A 23,070-nucleotide genomic window follows, 5' to 3' on the forward strand; every position below is an offset into this window, starting at 1 on the left:
AGGCGGTTTGTGCCTTTGACGGCTTTTACTTCCGCTGACGTAAGGGCTGGCTCGCGGATGACTTACAGCGCCATTACAATCTGCACTAATACGATTTTTGCGATGATTCCAAGGGCGAAGGTCGCGGAATATCCGGATTCGCAGCGCTCATCTGGGATAGTTGCTTGCACGTGGCTGAGGATCGCGGGTTGTCCTACAAAACCGGCTATTGCTCCGGCCATGCGGGCAGTAGAAAGTCCCAAGAATTTTCCGAGTAGCCACAGAGCCACCAACACTGGCACAATCCCGACAGCTGACAGCAACCCAATTTTTATGCCGGTCAAGGAAAACGCTTTGGCGGCAAAGGCCTGCCCGGAAGAGAGGCCCACTGCTGCCAGGAAAAGTACCAGTCCCATTTGCCGCAACATATTATTTGCCGAGGGCGCCAGAGAAAAAACCAGCGGTCCCAGTCGGTCTATGCGCCCTAATATTAATCCCACTACCAGTGGTCCGGCAGCTGCTCCCAGTGCGAGTGAGCCGAGGGATCCGAGCGGGATAGTGATTAAGCCTAGAGCCACTCCCGCTGCAATCCCCAGCCCAAAAGGCAGATAATCGATGTCAGAGATTTTATGTTCCGAATCCCCAAAAGTTTTAGCGATATCACTTTCTCTTTCTACCGGATATACCACCAGCACCCGGTCACCTAATTGCAAGCGAGTAGCCGCAGTAGCCAACATATCGGTGTCGCCGCGGCGCACCCGGGTGAGCAGTGATTGGAAACGAGCCGGTAAAAACAAGTTGGCGACTGGTACTCCTACCAGGCGGCTATTTGAAACTGTAAAGCGCCCAAAATTAACAGTGGTGCGGTCATTGGAAATATCTTCATCAATTGGCTTGCCCAATGCTTGTCCCGCAGTTTTAACGGTATCCGGGATTCCCACTAGAAACGCTAAATCCCCAGACTTTAGTTCTCCATCGGGATGCGCAACCTGCATTTTGCCGTCCCGCAGCAGATAAGAGATCCTGAGCCCGCCTTCTGCAGAGCCAACTACCTCGGCAATCCCGGGTATTTCCTGGATTCGCATCGGGTTTTCTACCCGGATGGTTTGGGTAGCTAGCCCGGCTGCGGAAGCCGGATCGGGATCATTTTTTGCTGGGAGTTTTATCCGCATTAATACAGTCACTACCACCATGGTGACGATGACACCCACCGGGTAGGCAATCGCGTATCCTACTGCTGGCTGGGTGCTTCCTCCCGCGGCATCGGTAGCTGCAGCAAGAGCGGGGGTGGTAGTGAGCGATCCTGCAAACATTCCCCCCAGTAGCGGAGAACCGAGCCCCAAGGCTTTGCCGCCAAAAGCTACAATCAGGGCGTATACGGCTATCAATGCAACTGCCCCAATTAACAGAGGAGCTTGCTTGCGCAGGTCGCGGAAGAAAGAGGCACCTGCGGCCAAACCGATGGTGTAGACAAATAGTGCCAGTCCGATGGCTGATACCAGGGATAGATTTTCTCCAAGTTTCGGGTCAAGGGCGCCGGCTGCTAGACCTACGAATAAGGCTCCGGCTGCTCCAAACTTTAGCGGTCCGAAGGGAATCGAACCAAAGAGGGTGCCGAGGGCAATAACTAGAAATAGAGTCAGCAGAGGAGAAGAGGCTAGTATTTGCATCACCTCTTTAGGATACCGAGGGGAATACTTCGTGTGCCAGGTTCTCGATTTGGCTTTGCAGGATCGGGGAGAGGGATCTTTGCAGCTCTTCGCGCGGCATAGAGGCCACCGGCTCTAGCTGCACGATATAACGCATAGTTGCCACCCCGTAGATCATGGACATTAAAATCTCCACCAGGGTCTGAAACCGAGCCTCAAGGAGCTGTCTTGTGTCCGAATCTAGCTTCGGATCTACCGCATCTAGTAACTGGGCTACCCCTTTTAACAGGTTGTCACGGATATAGGCACGGAAACGCTGCGTGGTTTCCGCATCGGTTATCAGCGCGCGCATCAGGGCTTTCATTCGATCCTTGGTGAGGCGCTCTTCGTAGAGGGTGAAAGCAAAATCAAGTAGCCGATCAGCTACCCCCTCGATTCCTGGTGCCCATAGTTGCAAAATTTGTTCCAAAGGATCTAGGGGCAGATCGAAGCAATCACGAAATAAGCGTTGTTTAGAACCGAAATAGTAGCTGACCATTGCCGGGTCGCACCCTGCCCCTTTAGCGATTGAACGCATAGTGGTGCCATCGTATCCGCGGGCAATGAACTGACTTTCTGCCACTTTCTTGATTTGTTCGCGCATTTTCCCGCGGGCTCCCCGCGGGCCTCGTCCTTTAACTGCTGAATTAGCGTCATTTTTCTGGGGGGAGGACGAGGGCGGGGGATTTTGCGGGGCAGGGGCGTGTTCGCCACCGGCTTTGGCGTCGGAAGGAAGTTGGTGTTGTGGTTCTTGCCGGCTTATTTTGCCATTTTGTGCGTCCCAGTTTTCCTTGCTTGTTTCTAAACGCGGAGAATTAGGGAACTTTTTCCTTTCGTAATTCTTTGCCCTTAATTCATCGCCGTTGAAACGCTCATGGCTTTCATTTTTTCGCGCTCCGGAGCGTTCTTGCTGATTGACGTGCTTTTTATGTTTCTTTATGCCCATAGTCCTATTCTAATTTCAACACCCTGTGAATTTAGCGTTTTCAGCTTAGCTTGAGGGGTGACAACAACTCCGGGAGGTACCATGAGTGAAACTACTGCCCCCTTTGAAATCGCGGGCGGAAAAAATGCTGCCGCAAGCGAAGGCGAGCAGGCGTTAAGGCTAGGGATCGATATTGGTTCCACCACCGTAAAAGCAGTGCTCCTTGCGGGGCGGCAGGTGATTTTTTCCGACTATCGCCGCCACCATGCGGATGTGCGCGGGGAACTGGCGGGCTTGCTGCGCGATATTAACGCGGAGCATCCGGGAATTACCGTAAAAGCTGCGGTTACCGGTTCGGGCGGACTCTCGGTTGCCGGAGCCATGAAAGTGCCGTTCGTGCAAGAAGTTATCGCCGGTACCAAAGCAGTCGGCGATACTCACCCGCAAACTGATGTGATTATCGAGTTGGGTGGGGAAGACGCCAAAATTACCTATCTCCATCCCACCCCGGAGCAGCGCATGAACGGCACCTGTGCCGGCGGTACCGGCGCTTTCATCGACCAGATGGCCACCTTGCTGCACACCGATGCCTCGGGACTAGACAAACTGGCCGCGCACGCCAATCAGCTCTATCCGATCGCCTCCCGCTGCGGAGTATTCGCTAAAACTGACCTGCAGCCCCTACTGAATGAGGGCGCGGCACACGAAGACCTCGCAGCCTCAATCTTTACGGCAGTTGCCACCCAAACTATTGCGGGACTGGCCTGCGGACGCCCAATTCGCGGAAACGTAATGTTCCTGGGCGGACCGCTGCACTTCCTCCCGAACCTGCGCAAAGCCTACGAGGAACTGCTCCCTAAAGCCGACAGTTTCCTCACCCCCGAACACGCCGAACTATATGTGGCGCTGGGGGCGGCGCTGAGTGCTGACAAAGGGGAATCGCGCCCCCTGCAGCAGTTAATAACTGACCTGACTACCGGAAAAATCGATACTGATTCCCAGCGGATGCGCCCCCTATTTGCGAATGAAGAAGAATTGGCTGAGTTTCGCGCCCGCCACGATAAAGAAGTAATCCCGCAGCTACCACTATCCGAGGCGCGGGGGCGCTGTTTCTTGGGGGTAGATTCCGGATCCACCACTATTAAAGCGGTCGTGATTGACCAGGATAAACGGATTGTGTTCACCCACTATGCCTCTAACGAGGGCGACCCGGTTTCGGCGGCAGTGGAGATTGTGCGCCGTATTCGCACCGAACTGCCTGAGGGTGCCTATATTGGGCGCGCCTGCTCGACTGGTTATGGGGAGGGGTTGGTGAAAACCGCCCTCAACCTGGAGCAAGGGGAAGTGGAAACTATGGCGCATTTCCGCGCCGCTGAAGACCTGCTGCCCGGGGTGTCTTCGGTAATCGATATCGGCGGGCAAGATATGAAGTATCTGAAGATTCGCTCCGGAGCCGTGGATTCTATTTCGGTGAACGAAGCTTGTTCTTCTGGGTGCGGATCTTTCTTGCAGACCTTTGCCGCCACTATGGGTACCAGTGTGCAGAATTTTGCCGCCGATGCGGTGGACGCTAAGGCGCCGGTGGATTTGGGGACGCGCTGCACCGTATTTATGAACTCCTCGGTAAAGCAGGCACAAAAGGAGGGAGCGAGCCCGAAAGATATTGCTGCCGGGCTGTCTTATTCGGTGGTGCGCAATGCCCTCTATAAAGTTATTAAACTCAAAACCCCTGAAGAACTGGGCGAAAAGGTAGTTGTCCAGGGGGGAACTTTCCTTAACGATGCGGTGCTGCGCGCTTTCGAGCTGCTAACTAAGCGGGAAGTGGTGCGTCCCAATATCGCCGGTTTGATGGGCGCTTATGGGGCGGCTTTGATTGCCAAACAAAGCGATGACGGGCAAGGGGAGTCCACCCTGGCAACCCTGGAAGACTTGGAGAAATTCCAGGTAGAGACCACTCGCAAGACCTGTCGGCTCTGTCAAAACCACTGCCAGATGACCATTTCTACTTTCTCGAACGGGGAGCGACACGTGTCGGGGAATCGCTGTGAACGCGGTGCCTCCCTAGAGAAAGTGCCGAAGAAGTCGGCGCTGCCGAACTTGTTCGATTGGAAATATAAGCGGATTTTCGGGTACCGCCGCTTGACCGAAAAGCAGGCGTTCCGTGGGGATATTGGGATTCCCCGGGTGCTCAATATGTACGAAAACTATCCGCTGTGGTTCACCATGCTCACCAAGCTGGGATTTAGGGTGATGGTGTCGGGGCGCTCTAACCACGACCTGTTTGAAACCGGGATGGAGTCGATTCCGTCTGAAAATATCTGTTACCCCGCGAAACTGGTGCATGGCCATATCGAGTCCTTACTGAAGAAAGGGATAAAAACTATTTTTTATCCCTCGGTGATTTATGAACAACAACTGGTGGAAGGCACCGATAACTGCTTTAACTGTCCGGTCGTGGGTACCTATCCCGAGGTTATCCGCAACAATATGGAGTCGGTGCAAGACAGCGACGTCCGCCTCATCAGCCCGTTCTTGAACCTGGGGAATCGAGAGTTCCTGCCTAAACGGATTGCAGAAGTATTCGCTGACTGGAACGTGACCGAGGCAGAAGCCAAAGCCGCCCTGGATGCGGCCTGGGAAGAGGACGCCGCCGTCAAGGCAGAAATCCGGGAGAAAGGTCGGGAAGCTTTAGCGTGGATTCGTGAAAACGGGGTGCGCGGGATTGTGCTGGCAGGACGCCCCTATCACCTGGATCCGGAAGTTAACCACGGGATTCCGGAACTGATTATCGGTTTGGGAATGGCGGTGTTTACCGAGGATTCGGTGGTAGATGGTCGCTTGGAGCGCCCTTTGCGGGTGCGTGACCAGTGGGCTTACCATTCTCGGCTTTACGAGGCCGCGGCTCGGGTGGGTGACGAACCCGATTTGGAATTGGTGCAACTGAACTCGTTTGGTTGCGGTGTGGACGCGATTACTGCTGACCAGGTGCAAGAGATTTTGGAGGGGCGCGGAGACGTTCACACCGTCCTCAAGATTGATGAGGTTTCCAACCTGGGAGCCGCCCGGATTCGGCTGCGTTCGCTAGATGCGGCCACTCGGGAGCGGCAAAGCTCCACGGTGCTTACCTATCCCAGTGCGGATCGGATCGGTGACCCCGATGCGGCGCCAAGCCAGGCAGAAGAATCGGCAGTTCCTACCCGCATAGATCCGGCAGCCGAAGCGGCGGAAGAAGAAGCCCGCCTGGCGAAAGCCGGACATGTGCAGGTACATGCCCAGTTCACCGAGCAGATGCGCAAAGATGGTTGGGAGATTCTGGTTCCCCAAATGGCGCCTATCCAGTTCCGCTTGGCGCAACCGGTGGTGCGCCGCGCTGGTTTGAATGTGCGTTTGCTGGAACATACTTCCCGCGAATCGATGGAAACTGGCCTCAAGTTCGTGAACAACGATTCTTGCTACCCCGCGATTGTGGTGATTGGGCAGCTGATTGAAGAGTTTACTTCCGGGCGTGCCAACCCAGATAAAACTGCGGTGGCGATTTCGCAGACCGGAGGAATGTGCCGGGCAACCAACTACGCGTCCCTGCTCCGTAAAGGGTTGCGGGATGCCGGATATCCGCAGGTGCCGGTTATTGCCGCCTCGGTGCAAGGCATTGAAGAAAATCCGGGATTCCAACTTTCTTGGTCGGAAATCCACCGGATTTTGCAAGCTATCTGCTTAGGGGACATGTTGCAAACCATGCTTTTGCGGGTGCGTCCCTATGAGCTGGTGAAAGGCTCAGCGATGGAGCTTTATCGGCGTTGGGATCAGATTATCCAGGAATGGTTTGCGGCTGGAAAATACTCGGCCACTTGGGGCGGTCGCCTCAGCTATTCCCGCCTGATTAAGGAATGTGTCAAAGAGTTCGATGCTTTTGCGTTAAATGATGAGCCGCGCCGCCCCCGGGTTGGTTTGGTGGGGGAAATCCTGGTGAAGTTCCACCCGGATGCTAATAATCACGCAGTCCGGGTGATTGAGGAAGAGGGTTGCGAAGCCGAACTGCCCACCCTAATCCAGTTTTTCCATTACTCCCTGGCCAGCGGAAACTTTGAGCGGGACGAAATGGGTAATTCCCGCAAAGTTAAGTTAGGGATGGATGCGGGTCTGTGGGCGCTGGAGCGCTATGAGGACGCGATTCGCCGGGCTTTCGCCAAAACGAACGGCAAGTTCGAGATGCACCGGCGAATCAAAGATATGGCGGCTCGTTCTGTCGATATTGCAGGCATGGGTAATCAGGCTGGTGAAGGCTGGTATTTGACCGCGGAAATGGTGGACATGATTGAGCATGGCTGCCCCAACATTATTTGCGCCCAGCCTTTTGGCTGCCTGCCGAATCATGTGATTGGCAAGGGAATGTTCCGCGCTCTACGCAACCGCTACCCGGAAGCCAATGTGGTGGCAGTCGATTATGATCCGGGCGCCTCGGAAGTTAATCAGCTAAACCGGATCAAGTTGATGATTGCGACTGCCTTGCGCGGCGAAGAAGTGGCTGATGATTTCGAGGATATGCCCGAGGACGCGAGTGGGGCAGGATGCGGATGCGCGTCCTCGTGTGGTAGCGGAGTGCAATGGAATTCTGAGATGCAAGTCAGCCCCGCAGGTAGGCGTTCCCTGCCGATTACCCCGGTGAGTGCCGCGCGCTAAAACTGGTGAACTACTAGCCGAGGACACCCCGTTGTGACCCCGGTAATACCGATATTAACCCCCATGCCAGCAGCGCGCAGGGGTGCGTCCAGTTTTTCTGAAGATACCGGGAACAGCGGGAAGAAAGCGGGCTGGTTATTCTCTAATCCCAGCTTTCACGGCGGTAATAGCCAGTTCGCCGCGGGTTGCGCAACCGGTGTGGCTGAGGATATCGGAAACATAGGATCGCACGGTGGCTTCTTTGAGCTTGGTTTGCCGGGAAATGTTCTTGTTGGTGAAAGCCTTGAGTAAAAGCCGAAATGTGGGGCGCAGATGAGCTGGCAGAGTAGCAACCGCATCAATAAAATCGGCGTATTGTTCCCTATTGTCTTGGGTTTGCGCGTAGGCGGCTGTCAGGATTTCGGTGGGGCGCGGCGCCATTACCTGCTGACCGGCGTGGGCTTTCCGAATCAGCTCTGCGAGTTCTGGGGCGGGAATGTCTTTGGTGAGGAAACCGCGTACTCTGGCTCCGATTGCTTGGCCTAGAGATTCTTCGTGTTCGAAGGCGGTGAGCATAACAATCGTGATTTCTGGGTGTTCGCGGCTGATGCGGCGAGCTGCTTCTATCCCGCTAATCACCGGCATATCCACATCCAGTAGGGCGACATCTATCCGGTGTAAAGCTAATAGCGAGAATACTTCAGCTCCGTTTTCGGCAGTGGCGACTACTTGCAATCCGTCTTGGGCGTTCAATAAATGAGCGAGGCCGTCCCGGATAATCTGGTCATCATCGGCTAGGAGGATTCGGATTTCGTTTTTACTGTTCACTGGGGGCTCCCTCGTCGCTGGTATTTTCCACTGATAGGTTTTTAGGTTTGTGCTTTTGGGCAGGTAAAACGATGTAGGTTAGCCACTGACCACCCAGGTTAGTTATTTCCATAGTTCCCCCTTCCTCTCGAATCTTGCTGTCGAGGTTCGCAAGGCCGTAACCGCTGCTGATTCCGGTAGTGGCCGGGGTGTCTGCAATCTCGTTACTCAGTGAGATGGTGAGTTCTTTCTGCTTGTCTTGTAGCTCGATAATCAGGTTTGCCTCCGAAGCTGCGGGTGCATATTTCAAGATATTTGAGGAACATTCTCTGATTGCCAATGCTCCGGTGAGGAGCTGTTGCCGGCTTAGTGCATTATCTAAATTTTCGGGTAACACCGTATCGAGAGTGATGCTGCGAGTTTGTAACATTCTTTTTACTTGCTGAACTACTTCAGATAGGGGAGTTTTGCTGGCCGCAGTGTCGATCGAGAGGATCATGGGACGAATTCTTCTTGAAGCCTTAGTGGCGGCTTTCACTAGCGGATTCATCTCGCTGCTCAGCTCGGGGTGCCGTACCGCAATATCTTGGGCAAGTACGGTCACATGGGCCAGGTCTTTGGCAGTAGTATCGTGTAGTTGGCGAGCGAGCTCTTTACGGGTTTGAGCAGTGCTTTTACGTATTTGCTCTCTGTCGTGTTCTGCCAGAATCCGGCGCGCGTTTTGCCAGCGTAACGCCAGTCCAATAACCAAGACTATAACCGCGATTAATGCGGAGCTAAACGCTTGGAGGCTGGGCGTAGCACTGACCGCTACGGAAATTACTCCCTCTAGTAACAGTACTAAGACTGCTGGGGCAATCCAGGATCGTATCAGCCAAAACACCAGTAAAATGTCGAGATCAAGAACCACCACCCCGTAACCATCAATCAGATTCAACAGGTTAAAAAGGAGATAGCAGGCAATAAAAATGAACTCAAATGGCTGGAACCAACCTGCAGCCATAAACACGGCAATCAGGATGAGGGTGAAACAGATACTTTTTGTGGAAACTGGTTGCTGCCCCATTAGCACCGAAATTGTGTCCAGTATCAGCAGGAAAACTGACGATAACCCAAAAACCAGTGGCTGTATCACCGGGTAATGTCGATAGCTGGGAAATAAGGAAGCAAGCATGCCTCAAAAATATATTAAATGCTTAGCGAGGTCGATACTTTTCGCATCCGCGCAGGTTGGGAAATAGTTTACAGATGAGTGGTGGCACATATTGGGGCTGAATATCTGTTCTGATGGCAGTTGCAACCCTGGGATGCAGCTGCTCAATAACAGGCGGTTCATACGTTGCAACCGGGGATGACGATAGGGCAAAGGCGAGGGCTCCAACCGCAGCTGTAATAGTTGAAATACTCATGTTTTTCCTTCTCTTTTAGAATGATTTGCCGTTCTTAGCCTATGTATATGCCCAATACTTTCGATACCGACGAATGTCGGTATAACTGACCGACATTTGTCGGTATCTATTTGCCATTGTGTGCCGTTAATTTGAAAAGACCCATAGCTACCAAAGAAAGTGCAGGGAAACATGACTACCAGAATTGTCGTAGCAAAAACTGCAACCCCGGTTGTGAGTGTTTTGATTGCTAACCGGGAATCTGTCTACTTATGCGCCTAAAGTGCCTGTTTAACACGCTTTCAGTGGAGAAAATATGAGAAAAAATCGACTTGCCGTAATCTCGCTGATACTGGTTTTTTTCGGTTATTGGCTGAGTGTTCCGGTTGCTTTTGCTGTTGATAGGAATTCGTCTGCAGCGGGTGCAGGGTCTGCTGCTGCAAGCACGACGAACAGCAGGGTATCTGTTGGTTCTGGAAACCCGGAACGTGGCGTCATTATCGGAGAAGCGGGTAGCCCTTCGATTCCAGTGCAGGATGTTGATTCCACTAGTGATAACCGGGATCCGGTTATTGAGGAAGTAAATGTTCTTGGGGATTTTAATCGCTCTGCCAAGGGAATTGGCTACTTTAAGGACATAACGATTTCTCTGGTTGCAGATAATCTTACTGATGATAATTTTCTGTCTCCCGAGGGCTTGCATTGGTCTTCTCGCACCGGGGTCGAACTGATTAAAGGGCAAATTCTTGGGGATTTTGATTTTTCGACTTTTCCTAATGACGTTCCGAATGCTCGGGTGAAGGCCTTCCGGATCAATGATGGCGATTCTGGCAGGATTACTTATGTGGGTAAAACCCGGTCGGGCATTGACCTTGATTTGATTTGGACGGTGACCGGCTCAGATAAAGAGGATTGGGAGGCTAATTCGGGGTTTGCGAATAGCAAAGTGAAAGGTCTGGGTTTTATCGGGGAACAGTTTTTCTCGGGTGCTAGTGGGAACTCTATTGCGGTTTTGTATGATAATGCGAGTAATCTGGGCTTGCGTTATCAGATAGTTCGGCATGGCAGTCAGGTGGAGCAGCCGGTTGTTGTCAGTTTTATTTCCACCGATATTGATTCAGCTCAAGGTGTTGAAACAGACTTAGCTAATCTTGTTGAGATTATTCCACCTGATTCTCATCTGGTGAAGAATAACGGAATCATTTATGACACTACCAGGGGAGCGGTTAATCTTAACGGTTCGGCCGATCTTCCTCGTGGCGGATATTTAGGTGCTGGTTTCCTGTCAAGTTTCAATTATATTTTTTATTCCCCTGCTCCGCAACGGGTGAATAACTCTTATCTATATCCCGTAGCAGTTAGATACGATATTTTTGGTTCTAGCCTACAAGCTAAAATTACCCCGCGACTGCGGCAGCATATTTCAGTTAATTATGTGGATACTAAGGGGCTTAACCTTAAACCGGAAGAACGGTTCAAGGGATTTATCGGGGAAAGTTACAGTTTTTCTGCGCCTGCTATTGAAAAATATCGGCTGGTAAATATCGAAAAAGAGCTCAGCGATACTTATCGTCCGCGGGTGAGGTTTATCTATTCGCCCATCCAAGAAAACGCTTCTCACAATATGGGTAAAACTGGAAGTGCGCCGGCGCGCCCCCAGCATTCACCACCCTTTTATACCAGTCGTAATCAGCCCCCTAACTGGTATTATTTCAACCGGCAGGGGCGGAGCCTTTCCCCGGTGAAACCGCGTCCCCAAAAGGTTCTAACTAATAAGAGGCCCGCAAAAAAATCGGGGCATAGTGCTTCAACTAACAAATCCAAGCGACCCCGTGATCCTTTCTTGGTTAATACCGGGATGACAAAAGAAAAGAAAAAACTATTCCTCGACTATATTGAGGAAATTAGTAGGCAAGCAAGTAAAAAATATCCGAAGGACAGTCGTAAAAGATACCATTTTATCGCTAATGCTATTGCTTACCCGGTGTACAAAAATAACGAGCTGCAATCATTAGTAAATGATTTTGGTGATAAACCCAAGGTAAGAAACTATGGGGAAATCTACGATACTTTAAGGGATGTGCATTATAATAATCAGTACATTATTGATTTTCCGCATTTTGCGACCACTCTTGCTTCTGCTGAGAAGAGCAGTCCCGATAAGGAGCGTTTAAAGTGGATTGCGGGGGTATCTCCTGGCATTTTCTTAGGAGTTAGTCCGCGAGATAATTTTTTCCAACTCAACTCCCTGACCGGGGACGTGCTCACTAACATTGATAAGAAGGATCGAAATACCGATATTGATTCGATTATCTTTCACTACCATCCTGAGTTCAGAAATCTTCCCTTAGATAAAGCAATCAGCCAGTACTACGGTATGGAAAATTTGGCTGCTGAAAGAGAGCGGCTTTACCGGGAAGTCCTTAAAGAGCAGGCCGGCTCACATCTTTCCCCCCAAGAACAAGAGAAACTTAACATTCTGCTAGCAGCTTTCACTCTTGGTGGTGCCGCCTTAGTGGGGTTAACTTTATTCAAAAGACTTAAAGAGCAGCTGAAGATTCTTTACAAAAATCTAAAAAAATACATAGGAAAATTGGCGGCGGGCTTCGTTGCACAGGTTAAAAAGTATTTTGTCAAGCCCCTTAGCAAGTATGTGGTAAAACCTATCTATAGGCGCGTGGTTAAACCCCTCTGGTCTTTTACAGAAAAAAAGATCCTTAAACCGGTGGTACGAAAAGTTATCAAGCCGGTGGTAAGGTTCGTGCAGAAGAAAATTATCCGTCCCCTTTACAGGCGGGTGATTAAACCGGCAGTACGCTACATGAAGAATAAGATCATCAAGCCAGCAGTCAAGTATGTTAGTAAGCGTGTTATTAAACCAATATATCGACGCGTAATTAAACCGGTCTATAACAAGCTAGTAAAGCCAGTTATAAAACCCATGTATTCAAAAGTTATTCGCCCAGCTGCGCGGTTTGTAAGAAATAAGGTAGTTAAACCTGCTAGGCGTTTCTTTAAAAATAAAATAGTAAAACCAGTCAAAAGATTTTTCAAGCGGTTTTGGAGATAGAAAGGATACTTGTGTTAAAAAAATTAGTTCTTACGGTTTTTATCGGATTTATGGTTATTGTGCTGGGGGCGGGATATGGGTTTGTTAATTTGAAATCAAACTCGGTGTACTATGCACAACGCACTTCTCATAAAGCTGAAGTAGAACCAGTTTTTATAGAGGTAGTCCGTGACCTATGGTGGACGTCGATTCCTGGACTTAAAGGGATTGAGTACGATTTTGATGGAACTAATCTAATTAAAAATACTAATTCCGCCGGGCGGACGACAGCTCTTGAATATTATTATGATGAAACCTATAGATATTATGATGGTGGCGGAGCTATTGTCTATAATTTTGATAAACAATTTAGATTTATAAATATATGGAATAGTAAAACCAGTAAACATGTAACTAAAATTAGCGATATTTCACAAGTGAAAAGGGATATTTATCGTACTGTTCAGCCGGTGATTGATGCGCAGCCGGAGCCGTTGATTAATCTGCAGTGGATTTACGATTGGGTTAATAAAGACAGATTTAACTAATAATCGTCACGATTTGTTTTGTGGTTTAGCTTTTTAAGGATCGCTGTGGGGAGGTGTGGTGCCTGTGTTGAAGAAAGTTGTGCTCTCGGTTTTTATCGGGTTTATGGTTTTTGTGCTGGCGCTGGGGTATGGGTTTTTTAATTTGAAATCAAACTCGGTTTATTATGCCCAACGCACTCCTCATAAGGTTGGGGTGGAGCCGGTTCTTATGGAAGTTACGCGTAACCTCGACTGGATCTACACCCCGGATATTAAAGGGATAAAGTACGATTACGACGGAGGTAAATCTATCTACAACAAAAATTATCAAGATGGTACGAAACTGGCAATATTTGCGTGTTCCTCCGATCCTTCTTATTTGTATTGGCGTGAGTATGGAAGTAAGAAGTTTGTTGTTTATGCTTTTGATGACCGATTTACCTTATTAAGGGTAACCGATAGAGAAAAGGGTAAAATTCCATTAAAACACATAGATCGAGCTGAATTGATACGCGAAATTTACAAGGCTGTTCAGCCGGTGATTGATGCGCAGCCGGAGCCGTTGATTAATTTGCAGTGGATTTATGATTGGGTCAATAAGGATCGATTTAATTAAAAGTCGCGGGATTTTATTGCATATTTGCGATTTTCAAGGATCGCTGTAGGGAGGTGGGGTGCCTGTGCTGAAGAAAGTTGTGCTTTCGGTTTTTATTGGGTTTATTCTTATTGTACTGGGCGTGGGGTACGGGTTTTTTAATTTGAAATCTAACTCGGTTTATTATGCTCAGCGTACTCCGCATAAAGCCGGGGTGGAGCCTGTTCTTATGGAACTGGTGCGTAATTTACCTTGGGTTTCGAATCCTGACATCAAGGGCATAAGCTACGATTTTGATGGAAATAATATAATTCACAATATTGATTCCGCTGGGAGGGATTATGCGTTTACTTATTACCCTGATGAAAGATATAGATATTATGACGGTGGGGGAGATTTAGTTTATAATTTTAATAAAGATTTTAAGCTCATAAGTGTATGGCAAATGGGAATTGCCGAATATTCTTCTAAACCTGTTGATCTATCAGCGGTGAAGCGGGATATTTATCGTACTGTTCAGCCAGTGATTGATGCCCAGCCGGAGCCGTTGATTAATCTGCAGTGGATTTACGATTGGGTAAATAAAGACAAATTTAACTAAATCTTGATAGGAGTTCATTTCGTACTTGCGATTTTCAAGGATGCCGTAGGAAGGTTGGGTGCCTGTGTTAAAGAAGGTTGTTCTTTCCGTTTTCATCGGATTTATTGTTTTTGTGCTGGGGGTGGGTTACGGGTTTGTTAATTTGAAATCAAACTCGGTTTATTACGCCCAACGCACTCCTCATAAGGTTGAGGTGGAGCCGGTTCTTATGGAAGTTACGCGTAACCTCGACTGGATATACACCCCGGATATTAAAGGGATAAGGTACGATTACGACGGCTATAGAAATATCTACAATAATAAATATGGAAGGGATGAAGGCGCTAACTTTGCTTATCTCTTTTCGGAAGAATACTCGTATGATGATGGCAACTTTTCGCTTTATACGTTTGATAAAAGATTTAGATTGATATCGGTATGGAATCAGAAAACTCTTAAGAGTTCTTCTAAACCTGTCGATGTTTCGGCAGTTAAGCGGGATATTTTTCGTACTGTTCAGCCGGTGGTTGATGCGCAGCCGGAGCCGTTGATTAATTTGCAGTGGATTTACGATTGGGTTAATAAAGACAGATTTAACTAGCGACATCCTCACGGCTTTTGGAATGCATGATTAGGCGCGGTGGCTTTTTATCCCCGATGCTGCCGCAGAAAAAATCTTTATTTGCTATTCCCCCTGGGTGCTAGGGGGAGTTTCGATTTCAAAAAGTTCTAGGAGGGCGCGGAAAGTATCTTGCCCATCTAAACAGGTATCAAGCAGGAATCCTGGTTGCGGTTCGTATTCTTTTAAGCCGCGATAATAGTAATACTTTTTACGATCTTCAATAATAAAAGGAACCAGATTGTGTTTTAAGCATTCCTTAAAGGCAATCAACCGTCCTACGCGCCCATTTCCATCCTGAAAAGGGTGGATTTTTTCAAACCGGTAGTGAAACTCAACGATGTCCGCTAGGGATACATTTTCTTTTTCCAGGTTGGCAGCTATTAGCGCTTTCATAGCGGCGGGCACCTCTTTAGGTGCGCTGGTTTTGCTGCCGCCCACCACATTGGGGCGCTGCTTGTAATCTCCGATTTGAAACCAGGAAAGCCTCTCCGCTTGCGTCCTTATTTTCAACAGATAGTGAAGATGCTTAATAAGCTCTTCACTGAGCGGTTCTTCCGCCACCTCGATGCAGTAATCAATAGCGCGGAAATGGTTAACGGTTTCGATGATGTCATCAACTTCTAGGTGGTCCTCAGCTCCCAGAGTGTTGGTTTCAAAAATCCGTCTGGTCTGCTCCTCGCTGAGGGTACTGCCCTCAATGTGGTTAGAGTTGTAAGTCATGCGGATTTGCAACTCATGGTACAGCCCGCCGGGCATCCGGTGCTCCTTTTCTTCTCTCAGCCGTTGGAGGACGGGGTTAGGGGAGACTGGGCGGCACAGATCCTCTTTGCTGCAGGAAAAATAGCTACATAGCTTGTCCATCACCTGGTCTGCCAGCTTTTCTCCCTTCGCGATTTTGGCGATAGTGCGCGAGGAGATTTTCAGGATTGCAGTCAGCTCAGATTTTTTCAAGCCTTGTTCTGCAAGTTTCTGGTTGAGACCCTCGTAGTCGTACACGGCAAACACCTCCAAAATCTTTACTTATTACAGCAAGAAAGTAGCAAAAAGTAAAGATTTCAAGGAGGACAGGTAAAGATAAGGGTGGGTTTCTGGATGTTTCAAACCAGAATCAGCGTTATAGTTCCTTCCCCTGGAACAGCTGCCTATGAGAACCTATGCGGATGAACCTGATTGTCTGGTTTTTTCGCAGCTGATGATAGACCACCACCACGTCAAACGTGCCTTCTTGTAAATGTAGACCCCAATAGCCGGTGTAGGTTCCCCTTGGGTTGGTTAGCTTGTGAGGGTTGTAGGTAGGTGGTATCTCCCCGATATCCTCAACAGCGTAGATTAGCTCGCGTATTTCGTCTTTGATGTGCGGTTGATGGCGAACTACCCGCTTAAAGTCGGTTTGGAACTGGCGGTCAAAAATAATTTTCATGCTAGGGAGTCCAGAAATTCTGTCGCCTGGTTTGCGTTCTCAAAAACTGCCCCATCTTCGGGATCTTTGCCTGCGATAACTCTTTGCGCGTGTGTCAGGGCGCGAGCTGTCTGCGCATTGGGAACGTAGGTGAGGGCGGGACGAATCGGCAGCGCCTGATCCCGTACTGCCTGCTTTAAGAACATATTGAGTGCTGTTGTCATGTCAAGCCCCAGGGCATCGAAAAGTTTTTCGGCAGACTGTTTGGTTTTTATGTCTGTTCGGAAGTTAATTCTGGTAGCAGTGGAAGTATTCATAGCAATCACCCTATAGTCCAGTAGAAGTATCACGTACTCATATTGTACTTCAACTGCGGCGGTTAGTGAATACTTCGGTGTACCTGAGTTCGTGATTCCGTTCAGATGGCTCGGGTGGTACAGTCAAAACATGAGTACCACCTATGCTGCCTCTGTGGGAGATCGCGGGCGTTTAGTGATTCCTTCGGCGCTGCGCCGTAGCCAAAAGTGGGAACAAGGCACCCAACTATTGATGTTAGATACCCCAAATGGCGTCATCACTATGACCCAAAAATAAGCTAAGCAGCTAATAAAGAAGCAAATTGGGGCAGGTGGCCTGGTAGAAGAACTGCTGACGGAGCGCCGCAGCGCCGCTCAGAAAGAATCTTTCTAATGTATGTTCTAGATTCTTCCGCTCTCTTGGCTTTCTTGCAAGAAGAACCAGGTTGGCAGCGGGTAGAGCAGGCGTTAGGGCAAGGCATAGTGGGCGCCGCTAACTGGTCTGAGGTTACCCAAAAACTACTCGCTCGCGGGGTAGATATTTCCCTAGCAACTAATTTGCTGTTTTCCTACGGTTTGAAAGTAGAAAGCGTAAGCGAATCTGACGCAGTCGCGGCAGCGAAACTATGGTACCCCGGCACCAACCTCTCCCTAGGTGACCGGCTCTGCCTCGCCCTCGGAAAACGTCTAGGTGCCACCGTCTTGACCGCCAACAAAGCCTGGGACGAGGGCGCAGGGATCGAGCAAATCCGCTAGCTTCCCCCTCAGCAAGTTGTCCCATCTTCGGAATCTTTACCTTCGATAACTCTTTGCGTGTGTGTCAGGGCGCGAGCTGCCAAAGTATTGGGGGCGTAGGTGAGGGCGGGAGGGTCTGTAGATGCCGGTTAATTATCAGTAGTATACGGCGTATACCAATAAAAATATCCCTCCGGATACAATAATCCCCACTAGCGCTGAAAGAATAAGCAGTCTTGGTTTTGTGCGTCGCAGTGAAGCCAACAGGCCAATACAGGGAATAAAACCCGTGATTGCTACAACTGCCAGTATCTCTAAGCTGCGGAGGTCTACGCCTTGAAGTAATGCCACCACTACGGGGCCTAGAATCAAACCTAGGGGGAAGCCGGTGGCGATAGATCGTTGAGTCACCGATCCATAATGGGCAAAAAATGCCATTGAACCAACGATTACTCCGCACCCTACCCCTAACAGTGTCCAGACCAGGGCAATCTTCGCAATGTCGCTGCCAGCCGCGCCTGGACGCAAGTTGTAGATCGGTATTGCACAGTAATAGATTGCTAACGCAAACAGAATCGAAACGGAAGCTACACTAGCACCGATTTTCCAGGATTTAGAGAACCAGCCCACCACTACCGCAATCATTACGAACCCCAGGCCAGAACTGGCAAGCTTCGTCATAATCGTGATGAACACTCCCGAAAATGGGAACATATCATTTGCGACTGAACCGCAACCTATTATCACCGCGAGGCTCAGACCGAGGGTTATAGTTACGCTAGCAGCGGGGCGTTTAGAGTTTTCGGCTGAAAGCAGGTTCTCCTGCCTACTGTCTCTATTCAAAAACGTAGCATCAAAATCACTGGTTTCATTCACTAGCTAATCTTATCCCGACTTCCGGTACTTCTGACGGTGACTTATAGCGTGCAGCAGGGGGGGGCGACAGCTAGCTCGCATCTTCTTATGAGGGAATTAAGGAAGTCGTGATCGCTGATGTTGCGGTACCGATAGGTTTAAGTTTATTAACGCAGGTAGAAGCAGGTGATTGCAAGGATAAGGCTTATCCTTGCAAAAATGAGGGCTGGATGAAAGGATAAGCGCTATCCTTTCAAAACTTGGGGGTAGGTGTAAGGATAAGCGTTAGGTTTGCGCTGGGAGGGCGTGGGGGTAACCGAATTAGGGGTAACTGAGTTCGCCGACCTATTTCGGAACCTTTGGTAAAGCTGGTTTCAGCTCGCGCGAGTGCAGGTGCTGGCAGCCGGGAGCCTAGCGGGGTTAATAGTCTTCAGCATCTTGGAAAATGGGGAACTGCCGGCGATTTATCTCGGCGGATTCTTGCTGGCGGCAATCCTAAGTGCAGTAATCATCGGGGCGGCGACCTCTGCTGGTTCGCTGATTTCAATACTGCTGACTAACCCGGTGTTCAACTACCTGGGTTCGCGCTCCTTCGCCGTCTACCTGGTGCATTTCCCGATCCTGCTAATCCTGAATCCGGCTACCCGCACAGTTCCGCCCTCCTGGTGGCAGCAACTCTTGCAGCTAGTAGTGGTGGCAGTTGCCGCGGAAGTTTTTTATCACCTGACAGAAGCGCCCGCGACTTTGCTGAGTTCTCTTTGGAAAAAACCGGGAGAAAAGAAAGCCGCGAAACTTCGGGCACAGGGCTGGCTGCGCAAAGTGCAGCTTACGGTGTTCGCGGTACTGGCGGCACTATCACTGGTGCTGGCGGGAACGCTGGCGTTTTACCCCGCGAACTGGCAGCAGATAGCAAAAGAGCGAGCCGTGCAGTTACGCCCAGAACTTGCCTCCTCCGCCTCGTCCTCGAAATCGAAAAAGCAAGAAAGTAAGAATAGGGAGAGCGGTGCCAAAGAAGCTGGCGAGCCCAAAGGGATAAAACCGGTGGCGAAGAAAGTTCCCCGTAACCTGGATACCACCGGGTGGCAGATCGATCCCGAAACCGGCAGCTGTAACGCGGACGTGCTGATTATTGGCGATTCGATAACCGAGGGCGCAAGTGCCGCCATCAAGAAGGTGTTGCCGCAGGCAGTAGTGGATGGGGCAGTTAGTCGCCAGATTCAAAGCGGTCCGGAGATACTTGCCAACTACCACAACCAGGGGATTCATCCTCGCGTCCTGGTGTATGCCCTGGGAACCAATGCGGCGCTGCGCGGTGATTTACTGGCGCAAAACCTGATCGACAGTGCCGAGGGCGAGCCCATGTATATAGTGACGATCCGCAATCCGTATCCTTTGCAAGATATGAATAATGAAGTGTTTAGCCGGCTGGCTAAGGACAATCCGAATGTGGGAATCATCGACTGGTGGGCGGCCACCGAGGGGCATCCGGAATACCTGGTAGATGATGGCACCCATCCCACCGAAGCCGGCAACGAGGTGCTCGCGAACCTGTACAAGCAAGCCCTGTGTGGGAAATAGAAAGCCTGGTCAGCTAGCAGATTCGCTTAATATCTTGGTTCTCACCGCAGTATTTATCAGCGGAAGACATATTTGTATGGCTGTCGGGCAGTCTGTATGCTCTGACTTCAGTCGGAACACATGCGGAGTAAACAGTTGGTTTAGACTCGGAAGTGGCGATTTACAAGCGGAAAACCTCAATCGAAGAACGATAGAGAGCAGCGGTATGGCGAAGAAAACTCAACCTAAAAAGAGCTTGGGAAAAACCAGCTCTCAGACAATAATTAAGCATGATTCCGGGCAGTTCTTGGTATTCACCGCTCAGTCCGGTGAAGGTGTTGAAGTGCGCTATGAGGACGGCACTATCTGGTTAACGCAAGCCCTGATGGCTGAGCTGTTTGGCGTAGAGAGCAACACAGTCACCTATCATCTGCAACAGATTTTCGAGTCCGGCGAGCTGGCGGAAGAGGCAACTACTCGAATTTTTCGAGTAGTTCGCCAAGAAGGATCTCGCCAGGTAACTCGCCAAATCCAACATTACAACCTAGACGCGATTATCTCGGTTGGCTACCGCGTCAACTCCATTCGTGCCACCCAGTTCCGGCAGTGGGCAACTGCAGTGCTTCGAGACTTTACTCTGCGCGGCTATGTTATTGACCGCAGACGTATGGAGTCGGGGACGATACTGGGGCACGACTATTTCGAGGAACTACTCCAAGAAGTGCGCGAGATTCGTCTCTCGGAGCGCCGCTTTTACCAAAAGATAACCGACATCTACGCCACCGCCGTCGACTACAACCCCAATGCGCCCACCACTAAAACATTTTTCGCTGCCGTTCAAAACAAACTGCATTACGCGGTGCATGGTCATACCGCTGCCGAGTTGATTGCCCAGCGAGCTGACGCCGCCAAACCACACATGGGGTTAACAACTTGGAAAAACTCTCCAGAAGGGAAAGTCCTAACCAGCGATGTTACCGTCGCCAAAAACTACCTCACGAAAGACGAATTGTCCGATTTAGGACGAATCGTTGAAGCCTACCTAAATCTGGCAGAGTCGCGCGCCAAACGGCATATCCCCACCACTATGGAAGAATGGGAAAAATTCCTGAACCAAGTACTCACTCTTGATAGTCGCGAACTCCTAGATAACGCCGGGAAAATCTCCAAGAAAATAGCCGACCAGAGAGCCAAAGAAGAACTGGAAAAATATCGGGTAATCCAAGACCTGGAATATCAATCAGATTTTGACAAGTTCGCGGCCAAAGCCCTGGAAGCCGGGGGTAGCCATGGCGATACTGACTGAAAACACCGTCGAGATTGCCGCCCCGCATTGGCTGCAAGAATCTGAAAGCAGTTGTTAATGGCATGGTTATTACCTTATTAAACAGTGAAAACGCGTCAGAATCTGCCAATAGCATCTAAAGAATATAGAGTTTAGACCGTGAATATTCCGGTGCAATATCGTTCCTTACTCGCTCCTCCTGAACCGCGCGAACAGCGTTATCAATACGGACGCTCGCTGCGCGAAACCGTTCCCTTCAGTTCCCTGGCGGCCTGGGTGCCGGCACCAGATCGTGACCCTATCGCCCTTATCCAAGCCTCCCACCAGGGAAGAGTCGACAACCTGATCCCGATTCGGGTAGGGCGGATGGCGTCCTCGCCCTACGGATTCTTGCGGGGAGCCGCAGTAGTGCAAGCCGCCGATTCTGCTGCGCTGCCTGCCACCGGTATCCAACCGGTAGTATGCGGGGACTCCCACCTGGGTAACTTTGGATTTTACCGTTCCCCCGAAGGGGAGTTGGTGATGGATCTCAACGACTTCGATGAGGCACATACCGGCAGTTGGGAGTGGGATTTGCGGCGCCTAACTGCCTCAATCCACGTTGCTGGTCGCGAAAATAATCTTTCCGAATCTAAATGCAGTGATGCCGTAATCGCCTGCGTAAATGCCTACCGGGACGAAATCTCTTACCTGGCGGGGCGCCCCCTCTTTGAACGCGCCTTCAACCGGATTGACCTGGGTAAACTCAGCTCAAAATCGCTAAACCCAAAACTACAAAAAGAAATAGAACGCGCCGCCGCCAAAGCCATGAAGCGCACCTCGGATCGGGCGCTCCCCAAGTTTGCCCAAGAATCCGAAGGTAGCCTGCGGATTACTCCTGAACCCCCGCTTACCACCAGAATCCCCCAAGAAGATTGGGATGCCCTGGCACGCGCCCTCGATGGGTACCTGCATACCATCTCTAACCAGTGGGCGCGGATGTTGGGTGGATACACCCTAGTCGATATCGCGCAGCGGGTAGTGGGCGTAGGGTCAGTAGGTCTGCGCGCCTATATCGCGCTGCTACAAGGCTCCACCCCCACGGACGTAATCTTCCTGCAGCTCAAACAGGCGCGGCGCTCAGTGCTGGCGCAATATGTGCATGGCTCAAAAGAATGGCACTCCCACCAGGGCGAGCGCGTGGTGGAATACCAGCGGGCGTTGCAAACCGTGTCAGATCCGCTACTGGGCTGGGCGAGCGTAGGCGAACGCCAATACTATGTGCGCCAGTTCCGCAATATGAAAGGAACCGTTCCGCTAGACCGGCTGGGTGCCAAATCCCTGTGCGACTATGCAGGAATCGTGGGGCTGCTGCTGGCGAAAGGACACGCGCGCACCCACGGCGCCGCTATGATTGCCGGTTACCTGGGTAAATCCGATAAACCGGGGCAGGCTCTGGCCACCTTCGCTCGCGCCTACGCCGACCAAACCGAAGCCGACCACGCCGAGTTTCTGCGGGCCATTAAAGACGGGAGAATGCCCCAGCCCGAGGGCGAGATGTCCAGCGCCTTCCGCGCCGGCTAGGGCGTACCACCTGCCGCGCCGTGTCCTAGTTCACCAGCGTCAAAATAGGATTGCCAGCTGCGGTGATGTTAGGCTAGTAAAGCCGTTACAAGCCGGCCACGGATGCGTCATGCCCGGGTGAAACTGCCCCGGTGCTCCGTGCAACAAGTAGAAGTAAAGGAGAACCCAGTGGCACTGAGTAAAGAAGAAAAAGCCAAGATTATGGAAGAATATGCGACCCATCCCGGTGATACGGGTTCGCCTGAGGTCCAGATCGCGCTGCTTTCCAAGCGGATCTCGGATCTGACTGAGCATTTCCAATCTCACCAGCATGATCACCACTCCCGTCGGGGACTAATGCTGCTGGTGGGGCAGCGGCGCCGCCTGCTAGGCTACCTGAAAGACATCGACATTGAACGTTACCGTTCTTTGATCGCGCGTCTCGGTTTGCGCCACTAAAATAGAAATATCGGCCCGGTTAATGCCGGGCCGAATTGCTATCACCCCGGTTTCGGTCTTCGGTGGTGGCCTCCGGATCAGGCGCAGCAGTTTCTAGTCGCCATTCTCCGTGGGTCTCGATCG

Annotated in this window: 20 protein-coding genes; 12 read left to right on the forward strand and 8 right to left on the reverse strand. The window is 50.6% G+C overall.

Annotation, left to right across the window (positions count from 1 at the left end):
* Positions 1 to 62: 62 nt before the first annotated feature.
* Together BQ5456_RS08670 and BQ5456_RS10610 are read right to left on the reverse strand one after the other, a co-directional pair.
* Positions 63 to 1,649: an aspartate:alanine exchanger family transporter gene (locus BQ5456_RS08670; protein WP_205407896.1), complete on the reverse strand. Its 1,587-nt coding sequence runs from the start codon at positions 1,647 to 1,649 to the stop codon at positions 63 to 65.
* Positions 1,650 to 1,656: 7 nt separating this feature from the next.
* Positions 1,657 to 2,613: a TetR/AcrR family transcriptional regulator gene (locus BQ5456_RS10610; RefSeq protein WP_235858565.1), complete on the reverse strand. Its 957-nt coding sequence runs from the start codon at positions 2,611 to 2,613 to the stop codon at positions 1,657 to 1,659.
* Positions 2,614 to 2,694: 81 nt separating this feature from the next.
* On the opposite strand from BQ5456_RS10610, the gene BQ5456_RS08680 reads away from it, so the two are divergent.
* Entirely contained in the window at positions 2,695 to 7,272 is a 4,578-nt protein-coding gene (locus tag BQ5456_RS08680) for an acyl-CoA dehydratase activase-related protein (RefSeq protein WP_083378447.1), read from the forward strand.
* Positions 7,273 to 7,407: 135 nt separating this feature from the next.
* Here the strand turns inward: BQ5456_RS08680 and BQ5456_RS08685 are convergent, their stop codons facing one another.
* Together BQ5456_RS08685 and BQ5456_RS08690 are read right to left on the reverse strand one after the other, a co-directional pair.
* On the reverse strand, positions 7,408 to 8,079 hold the full coding sequence (locus tag BQ5456_RS08685; protein WP_071129622.1) for a response regulator transcription factor: 672 nt from the start codon (positions 8,077 to 8,079) through the stop codon (positions 7,408 to 7,410).
* The gene (locus tag BQ5456_RS08690) at positions 8,069 to 9,232 is read right to left on the reverse strand and encodes a sensor histidine kinase (protein ID WP_071129623.1); all 1,164 of its coding nucleotides are present in this window, start codon (positions 9,230 to 9,232) and stop codon (positions 8,069 to 8,071) included. The genes BQ5456_RS08685 and BQ5456_RS08690 overlap by 11 nt, the downstream gene beginning before the upstream one ends.
* A gap of 530 nt (positions 9,233 to 9,762) precedes the next feature.
* Here BQ5456_RS08690 and BQ5456_RS08695 point away from each other — a divergent pair.
* The 5 genes from BQ5456_RS08695 (at position 9,763) to BQ5456_RS08715 (ending at position 14,798) form a co-directional block, all read left to right on the forward strand.
* Positions 9,763 to 12,516: a MucBP domain-containing protein gene (locus tag BQ5456_RS08695; protein WP_071129624.1), complete on the forward strand. Its 2,754-nt coding sequence runs from the start codon at positions 9,763 to 9,765 to the stop codon at positions 12,514 to 12,516.
* An 11-nt stretch (positions 12,517 to 12,527) separates the two neighbouring features.
* On the forward strand, positions 12,528 to 13,043 hold the full coding sequence (locus BQ5456_RS08700; RefSeq protein ID WP_071129625.1) for a hypothetical protein: 516 nt from the start codon (positions 12,528 to 12,530) through the stop codon (positions 13,041 to 13,043).
* Between the two features lie 64 nt (positions 13,044 to 13,107).
* Positions 13,108 to 13,638 carry a hypothetical protein gene (locus tag BQ5456_RS08705; RefSeq protein ID WP_143037071.1) on the forward strand — a complete coding sequence of 177 codons (531 nt, stop codon included), beginning with the start codon at positions 13,108 to 13,110 and terminating at the stop codon, positions 13,636 to 13,638.
* A 64-nt stretch (positions 13,639 to 13,702) separates the two neighbouring features.
* The gene (locus tag BQ5456_RS08710; protein WP_143037072.1) at positions 13,703 to 14,218 is read left to right on the forward strand and encodes a hypothetical protein; all 516 of its coding nucleotides are present in this window, start codon (positions 13,703 to 13,705) and stop codon (positions 14,216 to 14,218) included.
* A gap of 58 nt (positions 14,219 to 14,276) precedes the next feature.
* Positions 14,277 to 14,798 (forward strand): hypothetical protein, encoded by a 522-nt coding sequence (locus tag BQ5456_RS08715; RefSeq protein WP_083378448.1) that lies wholly within the window; start codon positions 14,277 to 14,279, stop codon positions 14,796 to 14,798.
* An 84-nt stretch (positions 14,799 to 14,882) separates the two neighbouring features.
* Here the strand turns inward: BQ5456_RS08715 and BQ5456_RS08720 are convergent, their stop codons facing one another.
* From BQ5456_RS08720 to BQ5456_RS08730, 3 genes are all read right to left on the reverse strand, one after another.
* The gene (locus tag BQ5456_RS08720) at positions 14,883 to 15,815 is read right to left on the reverse strand and encodes a Fic family protein (RefSeq protein ID WP_071129628.1); all 933 of its coding nucleotides are present in this window, start codon (positions 15,813 to 15,815) and stop codon (positions 14,883 to 14,885) included.
* Between the two features lie 118 nt (positions 15,816 to 15,933).
* Positions 15,934 to 16,239, reverse strand: a complete 306-nt coding sequence (locus BQ5456_RS08725; protein ID WP_071129629.1) for a type II toxin-antitoxin system RelE/ParE family toxin — start codon at positions 16,237 to 16,239, stop codon at positions 15,934 to 15,936.
* Positions 16,236 to 16,535, reverse strand: coding sequence for a type II toxin-antitoxin system RelB/DinJ family antitoxin (locus BQ5456_RS08730; protein WP_071129630.1), 300 nt, complete (start codon positions 16,533 to 16,535; stop codon positions 16,236 to 16,238). Before BQ5456_RS08730 ends, BQ5456_RS08725 begins: the two co-directional genes overlap by 4 nt.
* A 130-nt stretch (positions 16,536 to 16,665) precedes the next feature.
* On the opposite strand from BQ5456_RS08730, the gene BQ5456_RS10615 reads away from it, so the two are divergent.
* Positions 16,666 to 16,812: an AbrB/MazE/SpoVT family DNA-binding domain-containing protein gene (locus BQ5456_RS10615; protein ID WP_235858566.1), complete on the forward strand. Its 147-nt coding sequence runs from the start codon at positions 16,666 to 16,668 to the stop codon at positions 16,810 to 16,812.
* A gap of 95 nt (positions 16,813 to 16,907) precedes the next feature.
* Positions 16,908 to 17,270, forward strand: a complete 363-nt coding sequence (locus BQ5456_RS08740; RefSeq protein WP_071129631.1) for a type II toxin-antitoxin system VapC family toxin — start codon at positions 16,908 to 16,910, stop codon at positions 17,268 to 17,270.
* A gap of 135 nt (positions 17,271 to 17,405) precedes the next feature.
* Here the strand turns inward: BQ5456_RS08740 and BQ5456_RS08745 are convergent, their stop codons facing one another.
* Positions 17,406 to 18,125, reverse strand: a complete 720-nt coding sequence (locus tag BQ5456_RS08745) for a hypothetical protein (protein ID WP_071129632.1) — start codon at positions 18,123 to 18,125, stop codon at positions 17,406 to 17,408.
* A 366-nt stretch (positions 18,126 to 18,491) separates the two neighbouring features.
* Here BQ5456_RS08745 and BQ5456_RS08750 point away from each other — a divergent pair, with 366 nt between their 5' ends.
* The 4 genes from BQ5456_RS08750 (at position 18,492) to rpsO (ending at position 22,947) form a co-directional block, all read left to right on the forward strand.
* On the forward strand, positions 18,492 to 19,682 hold the full coding sequence (locus tag BQ5456_RS08750) for an acyltransferase family protein (RefSeq protein WP_071129633.1): 1,191 nt from the start codon (positions 18,492 to 18,494) through the stop codon (positions 19,680 to 19,682).
* Positions 19,683 to 19,887: 205 nt separating this feature from the next.
* Positions 19,888 to 20,967, forward strand: a complete 1,080-nt coding sequence (locus BQ5456_RS08755) for a virulence RhuM family protein (protein WP_071129634.1) — start codon at positions 19,888 to 19,890, stop codon at positions 20,965 to 20,967.
* 138 nt (positions 20,968 to 21,105) lie between these two features.
* Positions 21,106 to 22,509, forward strand: a complete 1,404-nt coding sequence (locus BQ5456_RS08760) for a DUF2252 domain-containing protein (protein ID WP_071129635.1) — start codon at positions 21,106 to 21,108, stop codon at positions 22,507 to 22,509.
* A gap of 168 nt (positions 22,510 to 22,677) precedes the next feature.
* Positions 22,678 to 22,947, forward strand: coding sequence for a 30S ribosomal protein S15 (rpsO, locus tag BQ5456_RS08765; RefSeq protein ID WP_071129636.1), 270 nt, complete (start codon positions 22,678 to 22,680; stop codon positions 22,945 to 22,947).
* The last annotated feature ends 123 nt before the right edge of the window (positions 22,948 to 23,070 follow it).

The sequence above is a fragment of the Varibaculum massiliense genome, from assembly GCF_900106855.1.
GTDB lineage: Bacteria > Actinomycetota > Actinomycetes > Actinomycetales > Actinomycetaceae > Varibaculum > Varibaculum massiliense.

Coding starts and splice junctions, on each gene's coding strand:
- BQ5456_RS08730 (WP_071129630.1), bottom strand. CDS start 16,535: ATGAATACTTCCACTGCTACCAGAATTAACTTCCGAACAGACATAAAA.
- BQ5456_RS08725 (WP_071129629.1), bottom strand. CDS start 16,239: ATGAAAATTATTTTTGACCGCCAGTTCCAAACCGACTTTAAGCGGGTA.
- BQ5456_RS08695 (WP_071129624.1), top strand. CDS start 9,763: ATGAGAAAAAATCGACTTGCCGTAATCTCGCTGATACTGGTTTTTTTC.
- BQ5456_RS08670 (WP_205407896.1), bottom strand. CDS start 1,649: ATGCAAATACTAGCCTCTTCTCCTCTGCTGACTCTATTTCTAGTTATT.
- BQ5456_RS08690 (WP_071129623.1), bottom strand. CDS start 9,232: ATGCTTGCTTCCTTATTTCCCAGCTATCGACATTACCCGGTGATACAG.
- BQ5456_RS10615 (WP_235858566.1), top strand. CDS start 16,666: ATGAGTACCACCTATGCTGCCTCTGTGGGAGATCGCGGGCGTTTAGTG.
- BQ5456_RS08740 (WP_071129631.1), top strand. CDS start 16,908: ATGTATGTTCTAGATTCTTCCGCTCTCTTGGCTTTCTTGCAAGAAGAA.
- BQ5456_RS08680 (WP_083378447.1), top strand. CDS start 2,695: ATGAGTGAAACTACTGCCCCCTTTGAAATCGCGGGCGGAAAAAATGCT.
- BQ5456_RS10610 (WP_235858565.1), bottom strand. CDS start 2,613: ATGGGCATAAAGAAACATAAAAAGCACGTCAATCAGCAAGAACGCTCC.
- BQ5456_RS08755 (WP_071129634.1), top strand. CDS start 19,888: ATGGCGAAGAAAACTCAACCTAAAAAGAGCTTGGGAAAAACCAGCTCT.